The sequence below is a fragment of the Neisseria sp. genome (genome assembly GCF_030530745.1).
Classification (GTDB): Bacteria; Pseudomonadota; Gammaproteobacteria; order Burkholderiales; family Neisseriaceae; genus Neisseria.
In genome coordinates this window covers 71,634-90,555 of the sequence record NZ_JAUMUI010000008.1, presented here as the reverse complement: position 1 = coordinate 90,555, position 18,922 = coordinate 71,634, and the positions used below count along the sequence as shown (strand labels likewise).

Sequence of the window (18,922 nt, the reverse complement as noted above, 5' to 3'; positions counted from 1 at the left end):
TTTCTTCCATCAGGTGCAGCTGCGTGGGCAGGCGGCCGGCGGTGTCGGCCAGCACGATGTCGATGCCGCGCGCTTTGGCGGCTTCAACGGCGTCGAAGCACACGGCGGCGGAATCGCCGGTGGTTTGCGAAATCACGGTAACGCCGTTGCGCGCGCCCCATTCCTGCAGCTGCTCGCGGGCGGCGGCGCGGAAAGTGTCGCCCGCAGCCAGCAGCACCGATTTGCCCTGCGATTGGAAATATTTGGCGAGTTTGCCGATAGAGGTGGTTTTGCCCGCGCCGTTGATGCCGGCCAGCATAATCACGAAAGGTTCGCCTCGGTTTTCGGGCAGGATTAAGGGCTGCTCCAGCGGTTTGATGAGGTCGTAAAGCGCGTCTTTGAGTGCACCGCGCAACTCGTTGCCGTCTTTCAGGCCTTTGAGCGAGACGCGGTTGCGCACGTCTTTCATCAGTGCCTCAGTGGCTTCCATGCCCATATCGCCGGTGATCAGCACGGTTTCAAGCTCTTCGTATAAATCTTCGTCGATTTTGCCGCCGCCGAACACGCCCGCCAGAGATTTAGCCATTTGGTCGCGCGATTTGGTAAGACCTTTCTTCAGGCGCGCCGCCCAGCCGGGTTTGGCGGGTTCGCCCTCTTCGGCGGTTGCGGCAGCAGCTGCGGCGGCTGGCACGGGCGCAGTAACGGTGTCGGTGTTGTCGGGCTGTTTCAGGATTTCAGCCGCTTCGGCAGGCGCGGCTTCGTTTTCAGACGGCCTGATGTGGATTTTGTCCGCCGGCGCGTCCGGATTATATTGATCGGGCAGGCCGGCTTCGGGGTTGACAGTGTTTGCCGCCGGTCGGCCGACAGGGTTGTTTTGCAGGTGTGTTTCAACCGCATCGGGTTGCGCTTCGGCGGGAGGGGGCACTGCCAACGGGGAGCCGCTTTCCGCCTCGGGTGCGGCCTCCTCTTCTTCGGGCGCGGCAGGCGTTTGCACAGGCTCGGCGGCGGGTTCGGCGTTATCCTGCTTTTTTTTGCGTTTAAAGAAACTGAACATGGGTTTGCCTTGTTTTGAAAATGGTTGCAGGGGCGGATTGTAACGTATTTTCAAATAATGGCTATGCCCCTAAAGTACAAGATGCGGCGGGAAGAAACACTGTTTCGTCAGGCCGCCTGAAAACAAGTGCCGTTGCCGCTGAAAAAAGTACGCACGTCATACTCGGGCTTGACCCGAGTATCTCATGTTGCTGGAAACCAAGATACTCGGGTCAAGCCCGAGTATGACGAAGCTGTTGTTGGGGAAGCGGTTTAACTGCAAAAGCGTTCAGACGGCCTTAAACCTTGTTTAATCAGCGGGCAAAAGTTATCATGCCCCGCAACCCGTTTTTTTAAGGAGCCAGCCATGTTGCACCGAACCGTTTTCCTGATGCTGCTCGCCGCCGCCCCCGCGTGGGCGCAAACGCTTTCGCAAACGCTGCCCAACGGCATGAAGGTTATTGTGAAAGAAGACCGCCGTGCGCCTGTGGCCGTGTCGCAGCTTTGGTATAAAGTGGGCAGCGTTGACGAACAGCAAGGCAAAACCGGTCTGAGCCACGCGCTCGAGCACATGATGTTTAAAGGTACGCCTTCCGTTCCTTCCGGCGAATTCAGCCGCCGCGTGTCGGCTCTGGGCGGCCAGAACAATGCCTACACCAACCGCAGCGAAACCGTTTATTTCGAAAACGTGGCAGCCAAAAACCTGCCCGAAGTGCTGAAAATGGAGGCCGACCGCATGGCCAACCTCAATTTCAGCGACAAAGAATTTACCAATGAAATGAGCGTAATACGCGAAGAGCGCCGCCAGCGCACCGAAGATACCCCCATCGGCAAGCTGTGGGAGCACGTTTACCTCAACAGCTACCAAACCCCCGCCCTGCGCGCGCCCGTTATCGGCTATATGAACGATTTGCACACGCTCAAAGCCGACGATTTGCGCCAATGGTACCGCCAATGGTATGCCCCCAATAACGCCGTGCTGGTAGTGGTGGGCGACGTTGACGCACGGCAGACCCTCAAAACTGCCGGTGAGCTGTTCGGCGCGGTTCCCGCCAAGCCCCTGCCGCCCCGGAATACCGTAAGCGAGGCCGCCGAAACCCGCCCCGTAAGTGCGCAAACCGAATCGGCCGTAACCCGCCAGCCCATACTCGCCCTTTCCTACCGGGTGCCCAAACTTAACCGCATCAGCGACAAAACGCCTTATGCGCTCGACGTGCTGTCCGACGTGCTCGGCGGCAACGCCTCCAGCCGCTTCCATAAAAACCTGGTGCGCGGCAAACAGGCTGCGCTCGACATCGGAGTGAACTACGATATGTTCAGCCGCGAGATGCCCCTGTTCAGCATTATCGCCATGCCGGCCGGCAGCACGGACGATAGGCAGCTGCTGGAGCTGATACGAGGCGAAATCGACGACATCGCCCGAAACGGCATCAGCCGTGCCGAATTGGAACGGGTGCGCACGCAGGCGGCCGCTTCCGAAATCTATGCCAAAGATTCGATGAGCGCCCAAGCCTCGCTGATGGGCAGGTTGGAAACCCGCGGCTTCCGATACGGCGATGAGGCAGAGCTGCGCCGCCGCCTGCAAAGCGTTACCGCCGCCGACGTACAGGCCGCCGCCCGCCTGCTCACCCCGGAGCGTTCCAGCACAGTGGTGGTGCAGCCTGCACAGGCACATCAGGGATATGTGAAGAAGCCTTAGCCTGCCGTGCAGGGTTTGTTCCGGAAACCGTTAAAATTGAAAGGCCGTCTGAAATGCTCCAGACGGCCTTTTTGTATCGGTTATCTTTGTATCAAACAAACTATTTATTGCTGCCGACTTTGGTTAAATCGCGCTGTAAAAGCTCTTCCAGCGGCATTTCAAGCGCATCGGCAATCCGCCCCATAATATCGATGGATACCGCCCTGCTGCCTCGTTCGATTTCACAAACATAGGTTTTGCTGATGCCTGCCGAAAATGCAAGCTCTTCTTGGGAGATTTCTTGCAGACGGCGGATTTGGCGCATGTTTTGAGCAAAAATCAAACGGTAGGGGTGTGGTGTGTTTGTTTTTTCCATAGTGGGCAGTATGGAAAAGCACCGTTCACCAAACAATTAATTATAATGGTATATTTATCAACTATAGTTGAATATTATTTAATTTTAATATATATTTGTTTTTCCTTTTCAGGAATTTTTTCAACAACCGATATTAAGGAGATAATGATGTCGACAGGTAGTACAAGCAATCCGAATCCCAATTGGCCGAGCAAAACAGGTAATCCGTCGGGAGGCGGAAGAGGTAATAATCCGCCGTCCGGCAAGGGCGGCTCAAATAAGAAGTAAATTTCCGATTAATTTGAAATTGCGATGAAAACCATGAAAGTTATCCTTTCCGTTTTCTCTGCCGTTGCGCTGGCCTCATGTGCAGTCCCGCAACCGCAGCCGAAACAGCAACCACAGCGGCAGTTGCAGGCATACCGCTACTGGGGTAAAGAGGGCGTATCCAGGCAGGCTGCTAAAGATCAGTTGGGCTTTTGCCGCCATGAAGTCCGTGCCAGCGATTTGTCGCAAGCGCAGGCTGCCAAGCTGATAGGGTACTGTATGCGGTCTAAGGGCTATGTTGTCATGACCGGTTACCGTTAATCGGGAGAGTAAACATGATTGAAGGCCGTCTGAAACAAATCGTTTCAGACGGCCTCAAAGCATTCGACCGTTGTTATTTAAACCACGATTTGATTTTTTGAAACAGCGACATGCTTTGCCTTTCAAAACCATCGTCCAAATCCTGCGAAGCGGGCGGCGGGGCTTCGCGGTGTACGGGCAGCGCGCCGAAGCTCTGCGCCACCGGCATGATTTCGATGCTGTTCACATTCATATGGGCGGGGCGCCGGTAGAGCCACAAAGCCGTGTCGGCGATATCCTGCGGGCGGATAAACTGCACGTTTTCATACAGCTTGGCCGCGCGTTCGCCGTCGCCCTTAAAACGCACGTTGGAAAACTCGGTATCGCCGCACAAGCCCGGCTCGATGTTGCTCACGCGCACGCCCGTGCCCGCCAAATCGGCGCGCAGGTTGAGGCTGAACTGGCGCACATAAGCTTTGGTGGCGCCATACACATTACCGCCCGGATAAGGGTAAGTGCCCGCAATCGAGCCGAGGTTGATGATATAGCCGTTTTTGCGCGCCACCATCTGCGGCAGCACTTGGCGGGTTAAATAACTCAAGCCGATGATATTGGTTTGGATCATGGTTTCCCAATCGTTGAAATCGGCTTTGTCGGCCCCGTCGAGGCCGAGCGCCAAACCGGCATTGTTGATCAGGCAGTCGATTTCGGCGAAGTTTTCCGGCAGGCTCTGCAAAGCATGATAGATGGATTCGGTGCGGGTCATATCCATTTCCAGCGGGTAGAAACGCTCGCCCAACTCCGCCTGCAAGGCTTCCAGCTTGTGCAGCCGCCGCGCGGCGCCTACCACTTTGTAGCCCGCCGCAACAAAGCTGCGGCACATGGCTTCACCGAAACCGGCCGATGCGCCGGTGATTAAAATCGTCATATCCTTCTCCTCGATAAAATGCAAACGGTTTGATGCACGCCGCTTGCAGAACACCCGCCGCCGCGCGGTTTCGGGTATGATAACGGAACCATTAAGAACCATAGTAGCATAAGGAAACACCGGCATGAAAACCAAACTGACTGCGGCTTGGGCCGCCGCCGCATTGGCTCTCGCTTCCTGTGGCGGCGCGCCCGCCGATGCGTCCAAAGGGCCGCTGTCCGAAGCGCGCACCACCGCGTTCAAAACCATGATGCCCAATTTCAGCAGCATGGGCAAAATGGTGAAAGGCGACGAGGCTTACGACATTGAAAAATTCAAAGCCGCCGCCGCCGCGTTTGCCGAAGAGAGCAAAAAACCGTTTGAATATTTTCAGAAAGACGGACAGGGCGACGGCGACACGCTGCCGGTAACGTGGGAAAAACCCGATGCCTTTAAAGCCGAACAAGAAAAATTCTACGCCGCCGTGGCCGAACTGAACGCACAGGCGCAAACCGGCAAACTTGAAGCCATTAAAACCGCTTATGACCAAGTGGGTGCAAGCTGCAAATCCTGCCACGATACGTTCCGCAGGCCGAAATAGGCGGGATTTTTACATCCGGCCCCTGCTCGCGTCAGGCAAACAGTTGTCTGACTTCATCCAGATCAAACGATTTCTTTTCTTCGTCTACGCTGACAATGCTGTCGGCAATGCTTTGTTTCTTCTGCTGCAAAGCAAGGATTTTTTCTTCGATGCTGTCGCGGCAGATTAGGCGGTAGGCCATAACGTGTTTGGTCTGGCCGATGCGGTGGCTGCGGTCGACGGCTTGGTTTTCGACTGCAGGGTTCCACCACGGATCAACGATAAACACATAATCGGCTTCGGTGAGGTTCAGTCCGGTGCCGCCCGCTTTGGTGCTGATCAGAAACACACGGATGTGCCCGCTGTTTTGGAAATTTTCCACTTTTTCCTGCCGTTTTCGGGTGCGGCCGTCGAGGTATTCGTAGGCAATGCCCTCGTCTTTCAGACGGCCTTCAATCAGCGACAGCATTTTGACAAAGCTGGAAAAAACCAGGATTTTATGCTTTCCGGTTTTTTCTTTAATGTTTTCGATCAGGATATCGAGTTTGGCCGACTCTCCGCTGTAGCCGGAATCCTCAAGCATGGCCGGGCTGTTGCAGATTTGGCGGAGCTTGGTCAGGCCTTCGAGAATCGGAATTTGCGATTTTCCGATGCCCTCGGTGCCGATTTTGTCCAACAAATACTCGCGGTATTCTTTTTTCACCGTTTCATACACTTTGCGCTGCTTTGCGCCCATTTCGCAATAAATCACGCTTTCGGTTTTCGGCGGCAGCTCGGCTGCCACCTGCCCTTTGGTTCGGCGCAGAATAAACGGATTGACGAGTTTGGCCAGCAGCGCGGCGCTGCCGGCATCTTTGTTTTTATCGACGGCGTCGGCAAACTCTTTTTTGAAACGGGCACTGCTGCCCAGCAGCCCGGGGTTGAGGAAGTTAAATTGGGCGTATAAATCAAAGGTATTGTTTTCGATCGGCGTGCCGCTCAAAATCAGGCGGTTGTATGCTTTTAACAGGCGGCAGGCTTTATAGCGTTGCGACAGCGGGTTTTTAATTGCCTGGCTCTCATCGAGTATCACATAATAAAAATCGTATTCTTTCAATAAATCAATATCTTGAACCAGCGTGCCGTAAGTGGTCAGCACCACGTCGCAGGCGGCGGAGGCCGCACTGCCTTTCAGACGGCCCTGCCCGGTGTAGTCCAGCACTTTCAAACCGGGGCAGAATTTGGTGATTTCGGCCTGCCAGTTGAACACCAAGGTGGCCGGCGCCACAATCAGGCTGGGAAGGCCGGGTTGCTGCGTGGTTTTCAGATAATGCAGAAACGCAATGGTTTGCAGGGTTTTTCCCAAGCCCATGTCGTCGGCCAGACAGCCGCCCAAACGGTTTTGATGCAGAAAGACAAGCCAGTTGAGGCCGTATTGCTGGTAGGGGCGCAAGGTGGCCTTGAGGCCGTCTGAAAGTTTGACGTCGGGCTGTGCCGACAGGTTTTGCAGCCGCTGTTTGCGTTCGTACATTTCTTGCAGGAACCTTGGCTTTTCTTCCAAATGTTCATACAGCCGGTCGATGATGCCGAATTGAAGGCCGTTCAGGCGGATGCGGTCTTTTCTCACCTCGCCGGCCTGTAAATAGGGGGCGATTCCGGCCAGCCAGCTTTCAGGCAGCATGCCGATGCTGCCGTCGGAGAGGGTAACGAAATCCTGTTTTTTCACCAAGGCCTGCCGGATGTCTTTCAAGGCGGCGGTCTGACTGCCGTAGTGCAGCTCGATTTTCAAATCAAACCAGTCTGCCCCCTCTTCGGTGTTCATGCTCAGTTTGGGCTTGTTGAGGTTGTAGTGCCATGATTTCAAGCTTTTCGCACCCAAAAGCTCGATGCCCTGACGTTTTAATGCATCGGCAAATTCGATAAACCAGAAATCTTCGGCCAACTGTTCGGGCGCAAGCAGGTAAAGGCCGTCTGAAACATTTTGAAAATCAGGATGCAGGCTTTCAAAAAATGCTGCAAACTCCCGCTCCGCCGCTTCATTGCGCGGCAGCTTGGTAAAATTGCCCGCCCCGTCTGTCTGCAGGCGCAGGGCGCGGCTGCCGATAGCGATGAGCTGTCCGGAATACTGCGCTGCAGGCAGAAAGCGCACCATGCCGCCTTCTTCGCGGACATACACCTGTTTTTCAAAAGAAATATCAGTTTCAGACGGCGTTGCCGCCTTTGCGAAGCTGCGGCTTTCGATTTCATAATGCTCGGCCAGCGGCGAGACAATGTTTTGCCGGAAAATTTCGGCATGGCGTTTGAGCACGGCCAGATCCGGCCGTACCACTGCGCGCATGATGTCGGCCGCCGTTTTCGCATCGGGGTAGCGCGTAACTGTGTCGGAAAGGTAAATGAAAAACGGGTTGGCCGTGCGGCGCAGGCGTTCGGGCTTCACTGCCTTGCCGTTTAAAACAACAGACGCTTCAAGGAGGTGGAGCGCACCTTTGCTTTTGAGGCGGTAGCGCAACTGCGCCGGCCGGTCAGACACGCTGATTTCATATAAGTGGTTCAGGTTAAGGTTGGCGGCATGGAGGCCTTCTTCACTTTTATCGGCAAACAGCGGCAAATCGGGAAAGCTGTCGAGCAGGCGGTTGAACGCATCCACCGTTTTTCCCAAGCCCCCCGCATCCTGCTGCCGCACGAACCGCCGGTATTGTGCCGATAAATCCTGCACTGCATACCATATGTCTTTGGCGTTGTCGGGCAGCATGCCGTCAAACAGAATATCGCCCGCATTGTAAATATCCACCGCTTTCAAATTTGCCGCAGGGGCGCCGTTTTTCTTGCGCTTGGCATAATAAAGGCCGAAGCCGGCAAAAATGCCTCCGGTAAAGTGCAAAACCAACACCACATCCGCTTTCGCCCCTTCTGCCTTGCCCGGTCGGGCAGGCTGCGGTATGGTGCGGTTTGCCAGCGAAAAAGAAAGCGGCACCAAGCCGGGCTCTTTCAAAGTAATCTGAAGGCCCTGCCCTTCAAAGCCAAACTCAAAAAATGCCGCGTAATCGTCTTGCAGCGTCATTCCGTAATCGGCCAAAACCTCAGATATGCGCCGTTCGGAATAATCCGGCAGTAGGCAGTCCGCCCCCAGGTTTTCTTCCGCCAGCTTTAACACTGAAAGCAGATGGGCGCAATAATGCTTTGCCTGTTTGCTTTTGCAGTTGCACGATAATTCGGCTTCATATTCAGACGGCCTCGTTAAACTTTGGCGCGAACGCCCCTGCCAGTCGTGCGTTTCAAATGTCCATGCACCCGCCTCAAAACCGATAATGCGGCTTTCCATGCCGTAAACCGAAAAATGCTGCCGCCGCCCGATATCTGCCTTCATCGCGTCAAAGTCCAGCAAACCGTCTTCCGGCAAAGCATAACGCAAAGGGCGGGCCGCTGTTTCGGCCGGTTTTTTGGCAGCCCCGGCCGGTGTTTTCCGAGCAGGTTTCCGCCGGACATTTTCCAACCCTTTGTCTCCCAAATCAGCCAAAACCCGCAAAGCCGCCACTATGTGCTTGCAGATGCCGCCCCTGTTATACGGGCAGGAACACGAAGCCGCCACCGGCGCGGCATCATCAAACACCACTGTCTGCCGGTATACCGCCCCGTGCGATCCGCCGCAAAGAAATCCGGCCCGGCCGTCCCCCGATTCCACCAATTCCGCCCTATACTTACGCGCCCGTTCCACACTGGCAGGCAGTGCATTGCGGGCGATAAAGGCTTCAACGGCATCACGTGGCGGAATCATGGTAAATCCAGTGTTTATCGGGGTAATGATGGGAATGACAGCAAGTTTTGCAAACGGATACGGGTTTCTCAACCCCCTCCTAACGGCGCTTTATCGGGCGGTAGCTTCCCGCTGAGGCTGCGCCCTGTTCCGCACCTACCACCACGATATTCATGTTTTCCACTTTCACGCGCCGCTGCCAGGCCGATTTAACCTGTTCGGCGGTGAGGGCGGAAACGGCTTTCGGATAGGCTTCGAGATAATCGTCGGGCAGGTTGTAGAAACCGATCAGGCTCAGATAGCCCAACAGCTTGGCGTTGGTGTCGAAACGCAGCGGGAAGCTGCCGGTGATATTGGCTTTGGCCTGTTGCAGTTCTTCTTCGGTGGGGCCTTCCGCTGCAAAGTCGGCCAGCACTTTGCGGGCTGCGGCCAGTGCGGCGGCGGTGTTGGCTTTTTGGGTGGAAAGGCCTATGGTCAGCGGTCCGGCTTCAGAGGCAGGGGCGAGGCTGCTGGACGCTCCGTAGGTGTAGCCGTGTTTGTCGCGCAGTTCTTTCATCAGGCGGCTGTCGAAACCGCCGCCGCCGAGGGTGTAGTTGCCGACTACCAGGGCGTAATAATCGGGGTCGTGGCGTTTGATCAGGGGCATGCCCATCACGATTTGCGCCTGTTCGCCCGCAAACGGGATATTCTGATGCTCTGCACGGTGCGCGGGCACGGCGGGCACGGCACTGCTTTGGCCGCTGCGGGCCGGCAGTCCGTTTAACGCCTGCCGAACCAGAGCTTCGGTTTGGCGGCGGTTGAGGTCGCCCACCACGGCTACGACGGCGTTGTTTTTACCGTAGCGGCTGCGGTAAAACGCGCGGATGTCGTCGAGCGTTACGCGGCGTATGCTTTCCACGCTGGTTTGCGCGGGGCGGCCGTAGGGGTGGCCGCCGTAGTTCAGGCGGGTGAGTGCGCGGCCGGCGATGAAGCCGGGATCGGTTTCCTGCTGCTGCAGCGCGGTGATGCTCTGTTTGCGTATGCGCTCGAATACGGCGGTATCGAAACGCGGCTGCGTGAGTGCCTGATTGAGCAGGTTGACGGCGGGTTTGAGTTTTTCGGGGCTGCTCAGGCTGCGCAGGGTAACCGATGCGCCTTCGTCGCTGCTGTTGCTGCTGATGCTGGCGGCCAGGCCGTCAACCCGCTCCTTAAAGGCTTCTTCGTCGAGCCGTTTCGTGCCGCCTGTCAGCAGCGCGGCGGTAAATTCGGAAACTTCGCCTTTGCCTTCGGGGTTGAAAGCGCTGCCGGCACCTTTAAAGCTGATCTGCACATCGACAATCGGGTTCTGGTGCCGTTCCACCAACAGCACCCGGGTGCCTTCCGGCATCTGCCAGCGCTGGATATTCACGGCGGCGCGGGCGGCAAGCGGCAGCAGGGTTAACATAATCAGGATTGCGGTCGTTTTCAAAGGCATGACATACTTTCTGATCGGGTGGAAAACCCAAGGTTAAACGTTTTTGAATGCGGCTGTAAAGGCAGAGGCCGTCTGAACATGTTTTCAGACGGCCTCTGCGGGTTTGGCTATGCCGCTTCTTTGCGGCGGTAATACGCGTGTTTCAAACCCAGCAGCACAGCCACGGCGGCGGCGGGCACGGTCAGGGCGGCGGCCACGGTGGCAAAACCCCAACCGAGGTTCAGCATCCACGCGCCAACGAAAGCGGAAAGAATCGCGCCGATGCGCCCCAGCCCGTGCATCCAGCCGTTGCCGGTGGCGCGGGCGGAGAGCGGGAAAAACATGCTCGACAAGGCGTTCATGCCCGTGCCGCCGCCGTTGAAGGCTGCGCCGACCACAAATGCCAACACGCACAACAGTATATATTGCTGGCCGGCATTGCTGACGGCCACCAACACCACCGCGCCGGTGAGATACGACAAACCCAGCACGCGGTGCGGCTCGAACCTGTCCATCAGCCAGCCCAACATCACCGAGCCGAGCGGGCCGCCGAGCTGGAACATGGCCGAAATAATGCTGGCCTGCGAGGCGGTCATGCCCGATTCTTTAATCATGGTGGGCATCCAGCTGCCCAAAAGGTACACCAAAAACAGGTGCATGAAATAGCCCGACCACAACATGATGCTGCCGAAGCGGTAATGCGGGTTGAGCACGGTTTTAACCGATGCTTCTCCGGCGGCGGCTTCAGCGGGCAGCGGTAATACGAAAGTGCTGTGTTCGTCGGTGGAGCCGGGAGCACAGCGCTCCACCAGTTTGCGTATGCGTTCGGGCTTGTGTTTTTTGTGCGCCAGAAAACCGATGGATTCGGGCAGCACCCAAACCAAAAGAATGCTCAACACAATCGGCGCAATCCCGCCCACCCAAAACACGCTGTGCCAGCCGTAATGCGGAATCAGTGCGGCGGCCAGAAAGCCGCCGCCCGCCGCGCCCACGGTAAAGCCGGCAAACACCACCGTTACCAGAAACGCGCGGCTGCGGGCGGGCGAAAATTCGGCAGCCAGCGTGGCCACACTCGGCATAATGCCGCCCATCGCGCAACCGGCGATAAAACGGTAAACAATCATATGGTTGAGAGAGTTTGCCGAGGCCACCAGCAGCGTGAACAAGCCGAAAGTAAACACATTGGCAATCAACACTTTGCGCCTGCCGAATTTATCGGCCAGCGGGCCGGTAATCATCGCCCCCACCGCCAGGCCCGCCAGCGCGGCACTCAACACGGGCGCCAGCGCGTTATTGCTCAGCTGCCAGTCTTCTTTCAGCGAGGGCGCCACAAAGCCCATAATGGCCACATCGAAGCCGTCCATCACCACAATCAGAAAACATAAAAAAACCACCAGCTTCTGATAGGCGCCTACGGGGCGGTGGTCGAGCAGTTCGCGCACATTGATTTCGTTGGTTGTTGTCATAAGCAGTTACTCTGATCGGGTTGTTTTCAGACGGCCTGCCGCCGCCGCAAGGTTGTTTGGGAGGAATACGGGTTTTCAATCCGACTGTGCCAGACGGCGCAGGTTTTCGGGCGTGGTTGGGGGCAGGCCGAAATATTCGAGATAGGCGGGAATCTGCTCGAACAGCATGTCTTCTCCCGCAAGCACAGTGCAGCCCGATTTCTGCGCCGCACGCATAAACGGCGTGGTTTCGCGCAGCACCACTTCGCCCACAAACGTTTTGGGCGACAGGTGCGATACGTCGGCAGGCAGCGGGTCGCCGTCATACATACCCAGCGGCGTGGCGTTAACCACCAGATCGAAACCGCGCACATCGTTGCCGCCGGTTTCCACCGCCAGTGCCGGATAATGCTTGTTCAGACGGCCTGCCAGCGCTGCGGCCGATTCCGCGCGCGTGTCGGATAGTGCCAGCCTTGCCGCCCCCGCTGCGGCCAGCGAAGCCGCAATCGCCGAGCCTACGCCGCCGCAGCCCAAAATCAGCGCCGACTTTCCCTGCGGCGCAAAACCTTTGCGGCGTATGCCGCGCACAAAGCCCTCGCCGTCGAACATGTCGCCTTCGAGCCTGCCGTCCGCCCCCAGCCGCACGGCGTTGCACGAGCCGGCGATTTCCGCCGCCGGCGCAACGCGGTCGATTAACCCCACGGTGGCCACTTTATGCGGCATGGTAATCAGCGCCCCTGCGGTGTTGGTATTGCCGAACACAGCTTTCAAAAACGCCGGATAGTTGTGCGCCTCGCACGAAAACGGCACTACCACCGCATTGATGCCCGCATCGGCGAAATAAGGGTTGTAAATCATCGGCGATTTAAAGGTTTGGGTGGGGAAGCCGATATGGGCGATGACACGGGTTAGCCCGTTGATGGTTAAAGAAGACGGCATAAGGCGGTTTCCGGCAGAAAAAACGGGCTTATTCTAACCGATGTTCCCCCGCCCGCCCTGCCGCCGCCGCAACGGGCGGCGGGAAAAGCAGGATTATGGGCAGGTTTGCAAGAGTGTTGGAAGTTTGCGGCTTAAATTTTACTGTTTAAAACATTTATATTTTATTTTTATATTATTTTAATAATAAATTGTGAATTTTCGACAATCGGTTTTTTGGCAGCCTGATTTTTGCAAGATGTTGCAGGGGAGGGATAGATGAGGCCGTCTGAAAACGGGGTTCGGCTTTCAGACGGCCCGATTGTTTTTCTAATCCCAAAGAACTAGCCCGCTAATTCAAACGCCCTCTTTTTCCTAGCCTTTTGCTGCGGCGGCAAACCCTTTCGGTGCATATTTTCCGGCGAGAGGCTGTTTTATATTCCAAAGCGTAAAAAATTATTTTTCAGAGAGGCGCCGCCTGTCTGAGACGACAAGCTAAAGGAATACATCATGAGCCACTTTTTAGACCGCCTGAAATTCTTCAGCAAACAACACGAACCGTTTGCCAACGGGCACGGTGTGTTAACCACGGAAGATCGCAAGTGGGAAAATGCCTACCGCAGCCGCTGGCAGCACGATAAAGTGGTGCGCTCCACCCACGGCGTGAACTGCACCGGTTCGTGCAGTTGGAAGGTGTATGTGAAAAACGGCCTGATCACTTGGGAAACCCAGCAAACCGACTATCCGCGTACCCGCCCCGACCTGCCCAACCACGAGCCGAGGGGCTGCCCGCGCGGGGCTTCTTACAGCTGGTATGTGTATTCCGCCCAGCGCGTGAAATACCCGATGATGCGCGGCGTGCTGGCCGAAATGTGGCGGCAGGCGCGCAAAACCATGAACCCGATTGAAGCGTGGGCGTATATCGTGGAAGACGAAGCGCGCGCCAAATCCTATAAAACCCAGCGCGGCTTGGGCGGCTTCGTGCGCGCTTCTTGGGAAGAGGCCAACGAGATGGTGGCGGCGGCCAATGCCTACACCATTAAAAACTACGGCCCCGACCGCGTCATCGGCTTCTCGCCGATTCCGGCGATGTCGATGGTGAGCTATGCGGCGGGCGTGCGCTACTTAAGCCTGCTCGGCGGCGTGGCCTTATCGTTTTACGACTGGTATTGCGACCTGCCGCCCGCCAGCCCGCAGATTTGGGGCGAACAAACCGACGTGGCCGAATCGGCCGACTGGTATAACTCGAATTATCTGATGGTGTGGGGTTCCAACGTGCCGATGACGCGCACGCCCGACGCGCACTTCTACACCGAAGTGCGCTACAAAGGCACTAAAACCGTGGCCGTTTCTTCCGATTTCGGCGAAATGGCCAAGTTCGGCGACATCTGGCTCGCCCCCAAACAAGGCACCGACGCCGCTCTGGCGATGGCGATGGGCCATGTGATTCTGAAAGAATTCCACCTCGAAAACCCCTCGCCCTATTTTACCGACTATATCCGCCGCCTCACCGATATGCCGATGCTGGTGCGCCTGGAAGCCGACGGCAAAGGCTATGCGCCCAAATATTTCCTGCGCGCCTCCGAATTGAGCGGCAATTTTGGCGAAGAACAAAACCCCGAATGGAAAACGCTGGTGTGGGACGAGCTTTCAGACGGCCTCGCCGTGCCCAACGGCTCCATCGGCTTCCGCTGGGACGGCAGCCGCAAATGGAACCTCGAAACCCAGGCGCAGGGCAGTGAGGTGAAAGCCGCGCTGTCGCTGAAAGACAGTGCTGATGAAACCGCCAGCGTAGGTTTTACCTATTTCGGCGGCGAACACGACGACATGATCTACCGCAAAGTGCCCGTCAAACGCATTCCGCTGGCCGACGGCGAAACCGCGCTGGTGGCCACCGTGTTTGATTTGATGGTGGCCAACTACGGCATCGACAACGGCTTGGGCTGCGAAAACTCGGCCAAAGACTACAGCGAAGACAAACCCTACACCCCCGCCTGGCAGGAAAAACACACCGGCGTAAACCCCCGCCTGGTGGTTCAGGTAGCCCGCGAGTTCGCCCAAAACGCGCACGACACCGAAGGCCGCAGCATGGTGATTGTGGGCGCCGGCCTCAACCACTGGTATCACATGGACATGACCTACCGCGGCATCATCAACATGCTGATGATGTGTGGCGCCATCGGCAAATCCGGCGGCGGCTGGTGCCACTACGTGGGGCAGGAAAAACTGCGCCCGCAATCCGGCTGGATTCCGCTCACCTTCGCCACCGACTGGCACCGCCCGCCGCGCCAGATGAACGGCACCTCGTTCTTCTATGCCCACACCAGCCAATGGCGGCATGAAAAAGTGGGCGTCGACGAAATCCTCGCCCCCAATGCCGACGGCGGCATTGGCAGCATTTCGATGATCGACTACAACGCCAAAGCCGAACGCATGGGCTGGCTGCCCAGCGCGCCGCAACTGGGCGCCAACCCGCTCGACATTGCCGACGAAGCCGCGCAAGCCGGCGCCGATGCCGCGCAATACGTGGCAGGCCGTCTGAAAGACGGCTCGCTCGACATGGCCTGCAACGACCCCGACAACCCGAAAAACTTCCCGCGCAACCTGTTTGTGTGGCGCTCCAACCTGCTCGGCTCATCAGGCAAAGGCCACGAATATTTTCTGAAATACCTGCTCGGCACCCAAAACGCCGTGTTGGGCGACGAAAACGACGAAGACTGCATCAGGCCGTCTGAAATCACCGTGCGCCCCGCCGCCGAAGGCAAGCTCGACCTGCTCACCGTGCTCGACTTCCGCATGTCCACCACCTGCCTCTACGGCGACATCGTCTTGCCCACCGCCACCTGGTATGAAAAAGACGACCTCAACACCTCGGATATGCACCCCTTCATCCACCCCTTAACCGAAGCCGTGCAGCCCCTGTGGCAGAGCAAAACCGACTGGGAAATCTACAAAGGCTTCGCCAAAAAATTCAGCGAGCTGGCCAAAGACTACCTCGGCGTGCGCAAAGACATCGTCTTAACCCCCCTCATGCACGACAGCCCGCAGGAACTCGGCCAGCCCTTCGACCCGAAAGACTGGAAACACGGCGAATGCGACCCCGTTCCCGGCAAAACCATGCCCGCCGTTACCGTGGTTGAGCGCGACTACGGCGCCGTTTACGAAAAATTCACCAGCATCGGCCCCCTGCTCGAAAAAGTGAACAACAACGGCAAAGGCATGGCGTGGGACACCAAACACGAAGTCGAATTTCTGCGCAAACTCAACGGCGTGCGCGAAGAAGGCGTGGGCAAAGGCCAGCCGAAAATCGACACCGCCATCGATGCCTGCGAAATGGTACTGACCCTCGCGCCCGAAACCAACGGCCACGTGGCCAAAAAAGCCTGGGAAGCCTTGGGCAAAACCACCGGCCGCGACCACACCCACCTGATCAACAGCAGCGAGCACACCGCCATCCGCTTCCGCGACATCGTCGCCCAGCCGCGCAAAATCGTAACCTCGCCGATCTGGTCGGGCGTGGAAAGCGAAGAAGTGTGCTACAACGCCGGCTACACCAACGTGCACGAACTGATTCCGTGGCGCACCCTTACCGGCCGCCAGCAGTTCTACCAAGACCACAAATGGATGCGCGATTTCGGCGAACACCTGTGCGTGTACAAACCTGCCGTCGATTTCAAAACCACCCAAAAACTGCTGGGCAAATACCCCAACGGCAACAAAGAAATTACCCTTAATTTCTTAACGCCGCACCAAAAATGGGGCATACACAGCACCTATTCCGAAAACCTGCGTATGCTCACCCTCTCGCGCGGCGGGCCGCACGTTTGGATTAGCGAAATCGATGCCAAAAAAGCCGGCATTGTCGATAACGACTGGGTGGAAGTGTTCAACGCCAACGGCACCATCGCCTGTCGTGCCATTGTGAGCCAGCGCATCCCCGAAACCATGATTTTGATGTATCACGCGCAGGAAAAAATCGTCCACACCCCTGCGGCCGAAGTGTCCAAAAAGCGCGGCGGCATCCACAACTCGGTAACCCGCGCTATTCTGAAGCCCACCCACATGATCGGCGGCTACGCCCAATTGGCCTACAGCTTCAACTACTACGGTACGGTAGGTTCTAACCGCGACGAATGGGTGATTGTGCGCAAAATGAAAAACATCGATTGGATGGATACGCCGGTGAAATAAGGCCGTCTGAAAAACAGGCGCCTGTCTGGAAAGGATTTCAGACAGGCGCCTGTTTTTCAGACGGCCCGAATGGTTTTACCAAGGCTTCGGGCTGATCGGGATGCGCGTGCAAGGTTTAATGTGTTTCTACAAAATCTGTCAACAACCGTGCAAACTCCCCGGCCTGAGTGAGAAACGGCGCATGGGCGGCTTTTTCTATAATATGCAGCTCGCTTTGCGGCAGGTGGCGGTGCAGGTATTCGCCCATACGGGGAGGGGTGATGGAATCTTTGGCACCGAAAATCAGCAGGGTGGGGGCATGGATGTGCGGCAGGAAGGAGCGGGCGTCGGCGACTGCAACGGCATCGAGCGCGGCCTGCATGGCGGCGGGTGCGCCGTGTTTCACGATGTCGGGCAGCACTTTTTCTAAAACCGGGTGTTGGTCTTTTGCATACAAAAATTGCAACTGAAGAAACTGTTTCATATATTTGTGATAGTCTTGCTCAAACAAAACAATCATTTTCGCCAGCGCGGGGTTGCTCAACCCTTCGGGATAGTCGGGTGCGGCCTGAAAGCGGGCGAAGCTGGCGGTCAGGCACAGTGCGCGCACTTTTTCAGGGTGGCGGTGCGCGAGATAAAGCGCCACCAGCCCGCCGAGCGACCAGCCTACCAAATAGGCGGGTTCGCTGATTTGTCCGGCGAAAGCGTCGGCTGCGGCGGCCACGTCGAAACCGCCGTTAAACGGCGCACCGCCGTGGCCGGGCAGGTTGAGGGCGCGGATATGCCAGTTTGCAGGCAGGCGCGGGGTTAAATCGTCGAAAATATGGCGGTTGGCCGCCCAGCCGTGTATCAGATAAACATTTTTCGGGGAATGCGTCATGAATGTGCTTTCTTGGTGGCGGAAACGCCGGGACGAAAAAGACTGCCTATTATGCCACGGCCCGGCGGCTTCAGACGGCCTGTGTGCAGGCTGTGCGGCCGATTTGTCGGTTTTGCATACCGATGCCGGCCATGTCTGCCCGTGTTGCGGTGAAATCAGCGCGGGCGGCACGGTATGCGGGCGCTGCCAGAAAACACCGCCGCCGTTCGAGCGGTTGTGGGCTTCGGCATATTATGAAGCACCCGTCAGCAATATGCTGCATGCATTCAAACACCGTGCCGACAGAAGTATGCTGCGGCCGTTGTGCGCCGTGATGCTGAACCACCCGCCGCCGTGGCTGGAAAGTGCAGAAGCTGATTGTGTATTGGCCATGCCTTTGAGCAAACGGCGGCGGTTGTTCCGCGGTTTCAATCAAAGCGACGGCTTGGCCGAAGCAGTGGGAAAACGCTACAGTTTGCCCGTGCTGCCGCACACGGCCGTTTTCAGACGGCATCATGCGCCGCAAAGCACGCTGAAACAGAACGAACGGCGCAAAAACGTAAAAAATGCTTTTGTATTAAATAATCAATATGTTAAGAACCGTAAGATATTACTGGTTGACGACGTTACTACCACGGGCGCAACGTTTGAAGAATTGGCACGAACGCTAAAACAGGCGGGCGCTTCAGCGGTTTTCTGCTGGGCGCTTGCACATACTCAATTGAAAAAATAACGAAATTTTTTTGACGCACGCCGCTGCTTACGGCATAGTGCGCAGGTTAGGGCAAACAATCCATATGTTTACCGTAGTTTTATACCAACCCGAAATTCCCCCCAACACGGGCAACATTATCCGCCTCTGCGCCAACACCGGCGCCGATTTACACCTAGTGAAACCGCTCGGTTTCCCGTTGGATTCGAGCAAAATGAAGCGGGCAGGGCTGGATTACCACGAATTTGCCGAACTGACCGTGCATGAAAACTTTGCAGACTGCCTGAAAGCCTTGGCGGGCCGGCGCATTTTCGCGCTTACCACCAAAGGCAGCGCCCGCCCGGATGAGGCGGCGTTTCAGGAAGGTGATGTGTTTCTGTTCGGCCCCGAAACCCGCGGCCTGCCTGCGGAAATTCTGGCAAGCCTGCCGGCGGAACAGAAACTGCGACTGCCCATGCTGCCCGGCAGCAGAAGCATGAACCTTTCCAACACTGTTGCCGTGATGTTGTTCGAAGCATGGCGGCAAAACGGTTATGCAGGCGGTGTTTAACCGTTCCA

14 protein-coding genes are annotated in these 18,922 nt (G+C 56.9%); 6 read left to right on the top strand and 8 right to left on the bottom strand.

Translation table 11 applies throughout. The annotated features are described in order from the left end of the window. A partial coding sequence (locus Q3970_RS04805) for a signaling recognition particle receptor family protein (protein WP_303099465.1) occupies positions 1–1,033 on the bottom strand: 1,033 nt, incomplete at its 3' end. Positions 1,034–1,378: 345 nt separating this feature from the next. Here Q3970_RS04805 and Q3970_RS04800 point away from each other — a divergent pair. Then, the gene (locus Q3970_RS04800; protein ID WP_303099464.1) at positions 1,379–2,710 is read left to right on the top strand and encodes a pitrilysin family protein; all 1,332 of its coding nucleotides are present in this window, start codon (positions 1,379–1,381) and stop codon (positions 2,708–2,710) included. A 100-nt stretch (positions 2,711–2,810) separates the two neighbouring features. On the opposite strand, the gene Q3970_RS04795 is transcribed toward Q3970_RS04800, so the two are convergent. Then, on the bottom strand, positions 2,811–3,065 hold the full coding sequence (locus Q3970_RS04795) for a helix-turn-helix domain-containing protein (protein WP_303099463.1): 255 nt from the start codon (positions 3,063–3,065) through the stop codon (positions 2,811–2,813). Between the two features lie 291 nt (positions 3,066–3,356). On the opposite strand from Q3970_RS04795, the gene Q3970_RS04790 reads away from it, so the two are divergent. Next, positions 3,357–3,632 (top strand): hypothetical protein, encoded by a 276-nt coding sequence (locus Q3970_RS04790; RefSeq protein ID WP_303099462.1) that lies wholly within the window; start codon positions 3,357–3,359, stop codon positions 3,630–3,632. A gap of 73 nt (positions 3,633–3,705) precedes the next feature. Here the strand turns inward: Q3970_RS04790 and Q3970_RS04785 are convergent, their stop codons facing one another. Continuing rightward, positions 3,706–4,539: an SDR family oxidoreductase gene (locus Q3970_RS04785; protein WP_303099461.1), complete on the bottom strand. Its 834-nt coding sequence runs from the start codon at positions 4,537–4,539 to the stop codon at positions 3,706–3,708. Between the two features lie 124 nt (positions 4,540–4,663). On the opposite strand from Q3970_RS04785, the gene Q3970_RS04780 reads away from it, so the two are divergent. Next, positions 4,664–5,119 (top strand): cytochrome c, encoded by a 456-nt coding sequence (locus Q3970_RS04780; protein WP_303099460.1) that lies wholly within the window; start codon positions 4,664–4,666, stop codon positions 5,117–5,119. 31 nt (positions 5,120–5,150) lie between these two features. Here the strand turns inward: Q3970_RS04780 and Q3970_RS04775 are convergent, their stop codons facing one another. The 4 genes from Q3970_RS04775 to Q3970_RS04760 all read right to left on the bottom strand — a co-directional run bounded on the left by Q3970_RS04775 (position 5,151) and on the right by Q3970_RS04760 (position 12,647). Further along, positions 5,151–8,852: a DEAD/DEAH box helicase gene (locus Q3970_RS04775; RefSeq protein ID WP_303099459.1), complete on the bottom strand. Its 3,702-nt coding sequence runs from the start codon at positions 8,850–8,852 to the stop codon at positions 5,151–5,153. A gap of 79 nt (positions 8,853–8,931) precedes the next feature. Continuing rightward, a complete protein-coding gene (locus Q3970_RS04770) occupies positions 8,932–10,284 on the bottom strand; it encodes a pitrilysin family protein (protein ID WP_303099458.1) in 1,353 nt (450 codons plus the stop codon). 107 nt (positions 10,285–10,391) lie between these two features. After that, a complete protein-coding gene (locus Q3970_RS04765) occupies positions 10,392–11,729 on the bottom strand; it encodes an MFS transporter (protein ID WP_303099457.1) in 1,338 nt (445 codons plus the stop codon). 75 nt (positions 11,730–11,804) lie between these two features. Continuing rightward, the gene (locus tag Q3970_RS04760) at positions 11,805–12,647 is read right to left on the bottom strand and encodes a shikimate dehydrogenase (RefSeq protein WP_303099456.1); all 843 of its coding nucleotides are present in this window, start codon (positions 12,645–12,647) and stop codon (positions 11,805–11,807) included. 486 nt (positions 12,648–13,133) lie between these two features. Here Q3970_RS04760 and Q3970_RS04755 point away from each other — a divergent pair, with 486 nt between their 5' ends. Next, positions 13,134–16,814: a nitrate reductase subunit alpha gene (locus Q3970_RS04755; protein ID WP_303099455.1), complete on the top strand. Its 3,681-nt coding sequence runs from the start codon at positions 13,134–13,136 to the stop codon at positions 16,812–16,814. A gap of 115 nt (positions 16,815–16,929) precedes the next feature. Here Q3970_RS04755 and bioH read toward each other — a convergent pair whose 3' ends face one another. Next, positions 16,930–17,673: a pimeloyl-ACP methyl ester esterase BioH gene (gene bioH, locus Q3970_RS04750; protein ID WP_303099454.1), complete on the bottom strand. Its 744-nt coding sequence runs from the start codon at positions 17,671–17,673 to the stop codon at positions 16,930–16,932. Here bioH and Q3970_RS04745 point away from each other — a divergent pair. Continuing rightward, positions 17,672–18,385 carry a ComF family protein gene (locus Q3970_RS04745; protein ID WP_303099453.1) on the top strand — a complete coding sequence of 238 codons (714 nt, stop codon included), beginning with the start codon at positions 17,672–17,674 and terminating at the stop codon, positions 18,383–18,385. The genes bioH and Q3970_RS04745 overlap by 2 nt on opposite strands. A 64-nt stretch (positions 18,386–18,449) precedes the next feature. Further along, positions 18,450–18,914 (top strand): tRNA (uridine(34)/cytosine(34)/5-carboxymethylaminomethyluridine(34)-2'-O)-methyltransferase TrmL, encoded by a 465-nt coding sequence (trmL, locus tag Q3970_RS04740; protein WP_303099452.1) that lies wholly within the window; start codon positions 18,450–18,452, stop codon positions 18,912–18,914. The last annotated feature ends 8 nt before the right edge of the window (positions 18,915–18,922 follow it).

Excerpts from the sequence above, each read along its gene's own strand:
- Q3970_RS04770 (WP_303099458.1), bottom strand. The coding sequence starts at position 10,284 with ATGCCTTTGAAAACGACCGCAATCCTGATTATGTTAACCCTGCTGCCG.
- Q3970_RS04800 (WP_303099464.1), top strand. The coding sequence starts at position 1,379 with ATGTTGCACCGAACCGTTTTCCTGATGCTGCTCGCCGCCGCCCCCGCG.
- trmL (WP_303099452.1), top strand. The coding sequence starts at position 18,450 with ATGTTTACCGTAGTTTTATACCAACCCGAAATTCCCCCCAACACGGGC.
- Q3970_RS04785 (WP_303099461.1), bottom strand. The coding sequence starts at position 4,539 with ATGACGATTTTAATCACCGGCGCATCGGCCGGTTTCGGTGAAGCCATG.
- Q3970_RS04760 (WP_303099456.1), bottom strand. The coding sequence starts at position 12,647 with ATGCCGTCTTCTTTAACCATCAACGGGCTAACCCGTGTCATCGCCCAT.
- bioH (WP_303099454.1), bottom strand. The coding sequence starts at position 17,673 with ATGACGCATTCCCCGAAAAATGTTTATCTGATACACGGCTGGGCGGCC.
- Q3970_RS04775 (WP_303099459.1), bottom strand. The coding sequence starts at position 8,852 with ATGATTCCGCCACGTGATGCCGTTGAAGCCTTTATCGCCCGCAATGCA.
- Q3970_RS04780 (WP_303099460.1), top strand. The coding sequence starts at position 4,664 with ATGAAAACCAAACTGACTGCGGCTTGGGCCGCCGCCGCATTGGCTCTC.
- Q3970_RS04795 (WP_303099463.1), bottom strand. The coding sequence starts at position 3,065 with ATGGAAAAAACAAACACACCACACCCCTACCGTTTGATTTTTGCTCAA.
- Q3970_RS04755 (WP_303099455.1), top strand. The coding sequence starts at position 13,134 with ATGAGCCACTTTTTAGACCGCCTGAAATTCTTCAGCAAACAACACGAA.
- Q3970_RS04745 (WP_303099453.1), top strand. The coding sequence starts at position 17,672 with ATGAATGTGCTTTCTTGGTGGCGGAAACGCCGGGACGAAAAAGACTGC.
- Q3970_RS04765 (WP_303099457.1), bottom strand. The coding sequence starts at position 11,729 with ATGACAACAACCAACGAAATCAATGTGCGCGAACTGCTCGACCACCGC.
- Q3970_RS04790 (WP_303099462.1), top strand. The coding sequence starts at position 3,357 with ATGAAAACCATGAAAGTTATCCTTTCCGTTTTCTCTGCCGTTGCGCTG.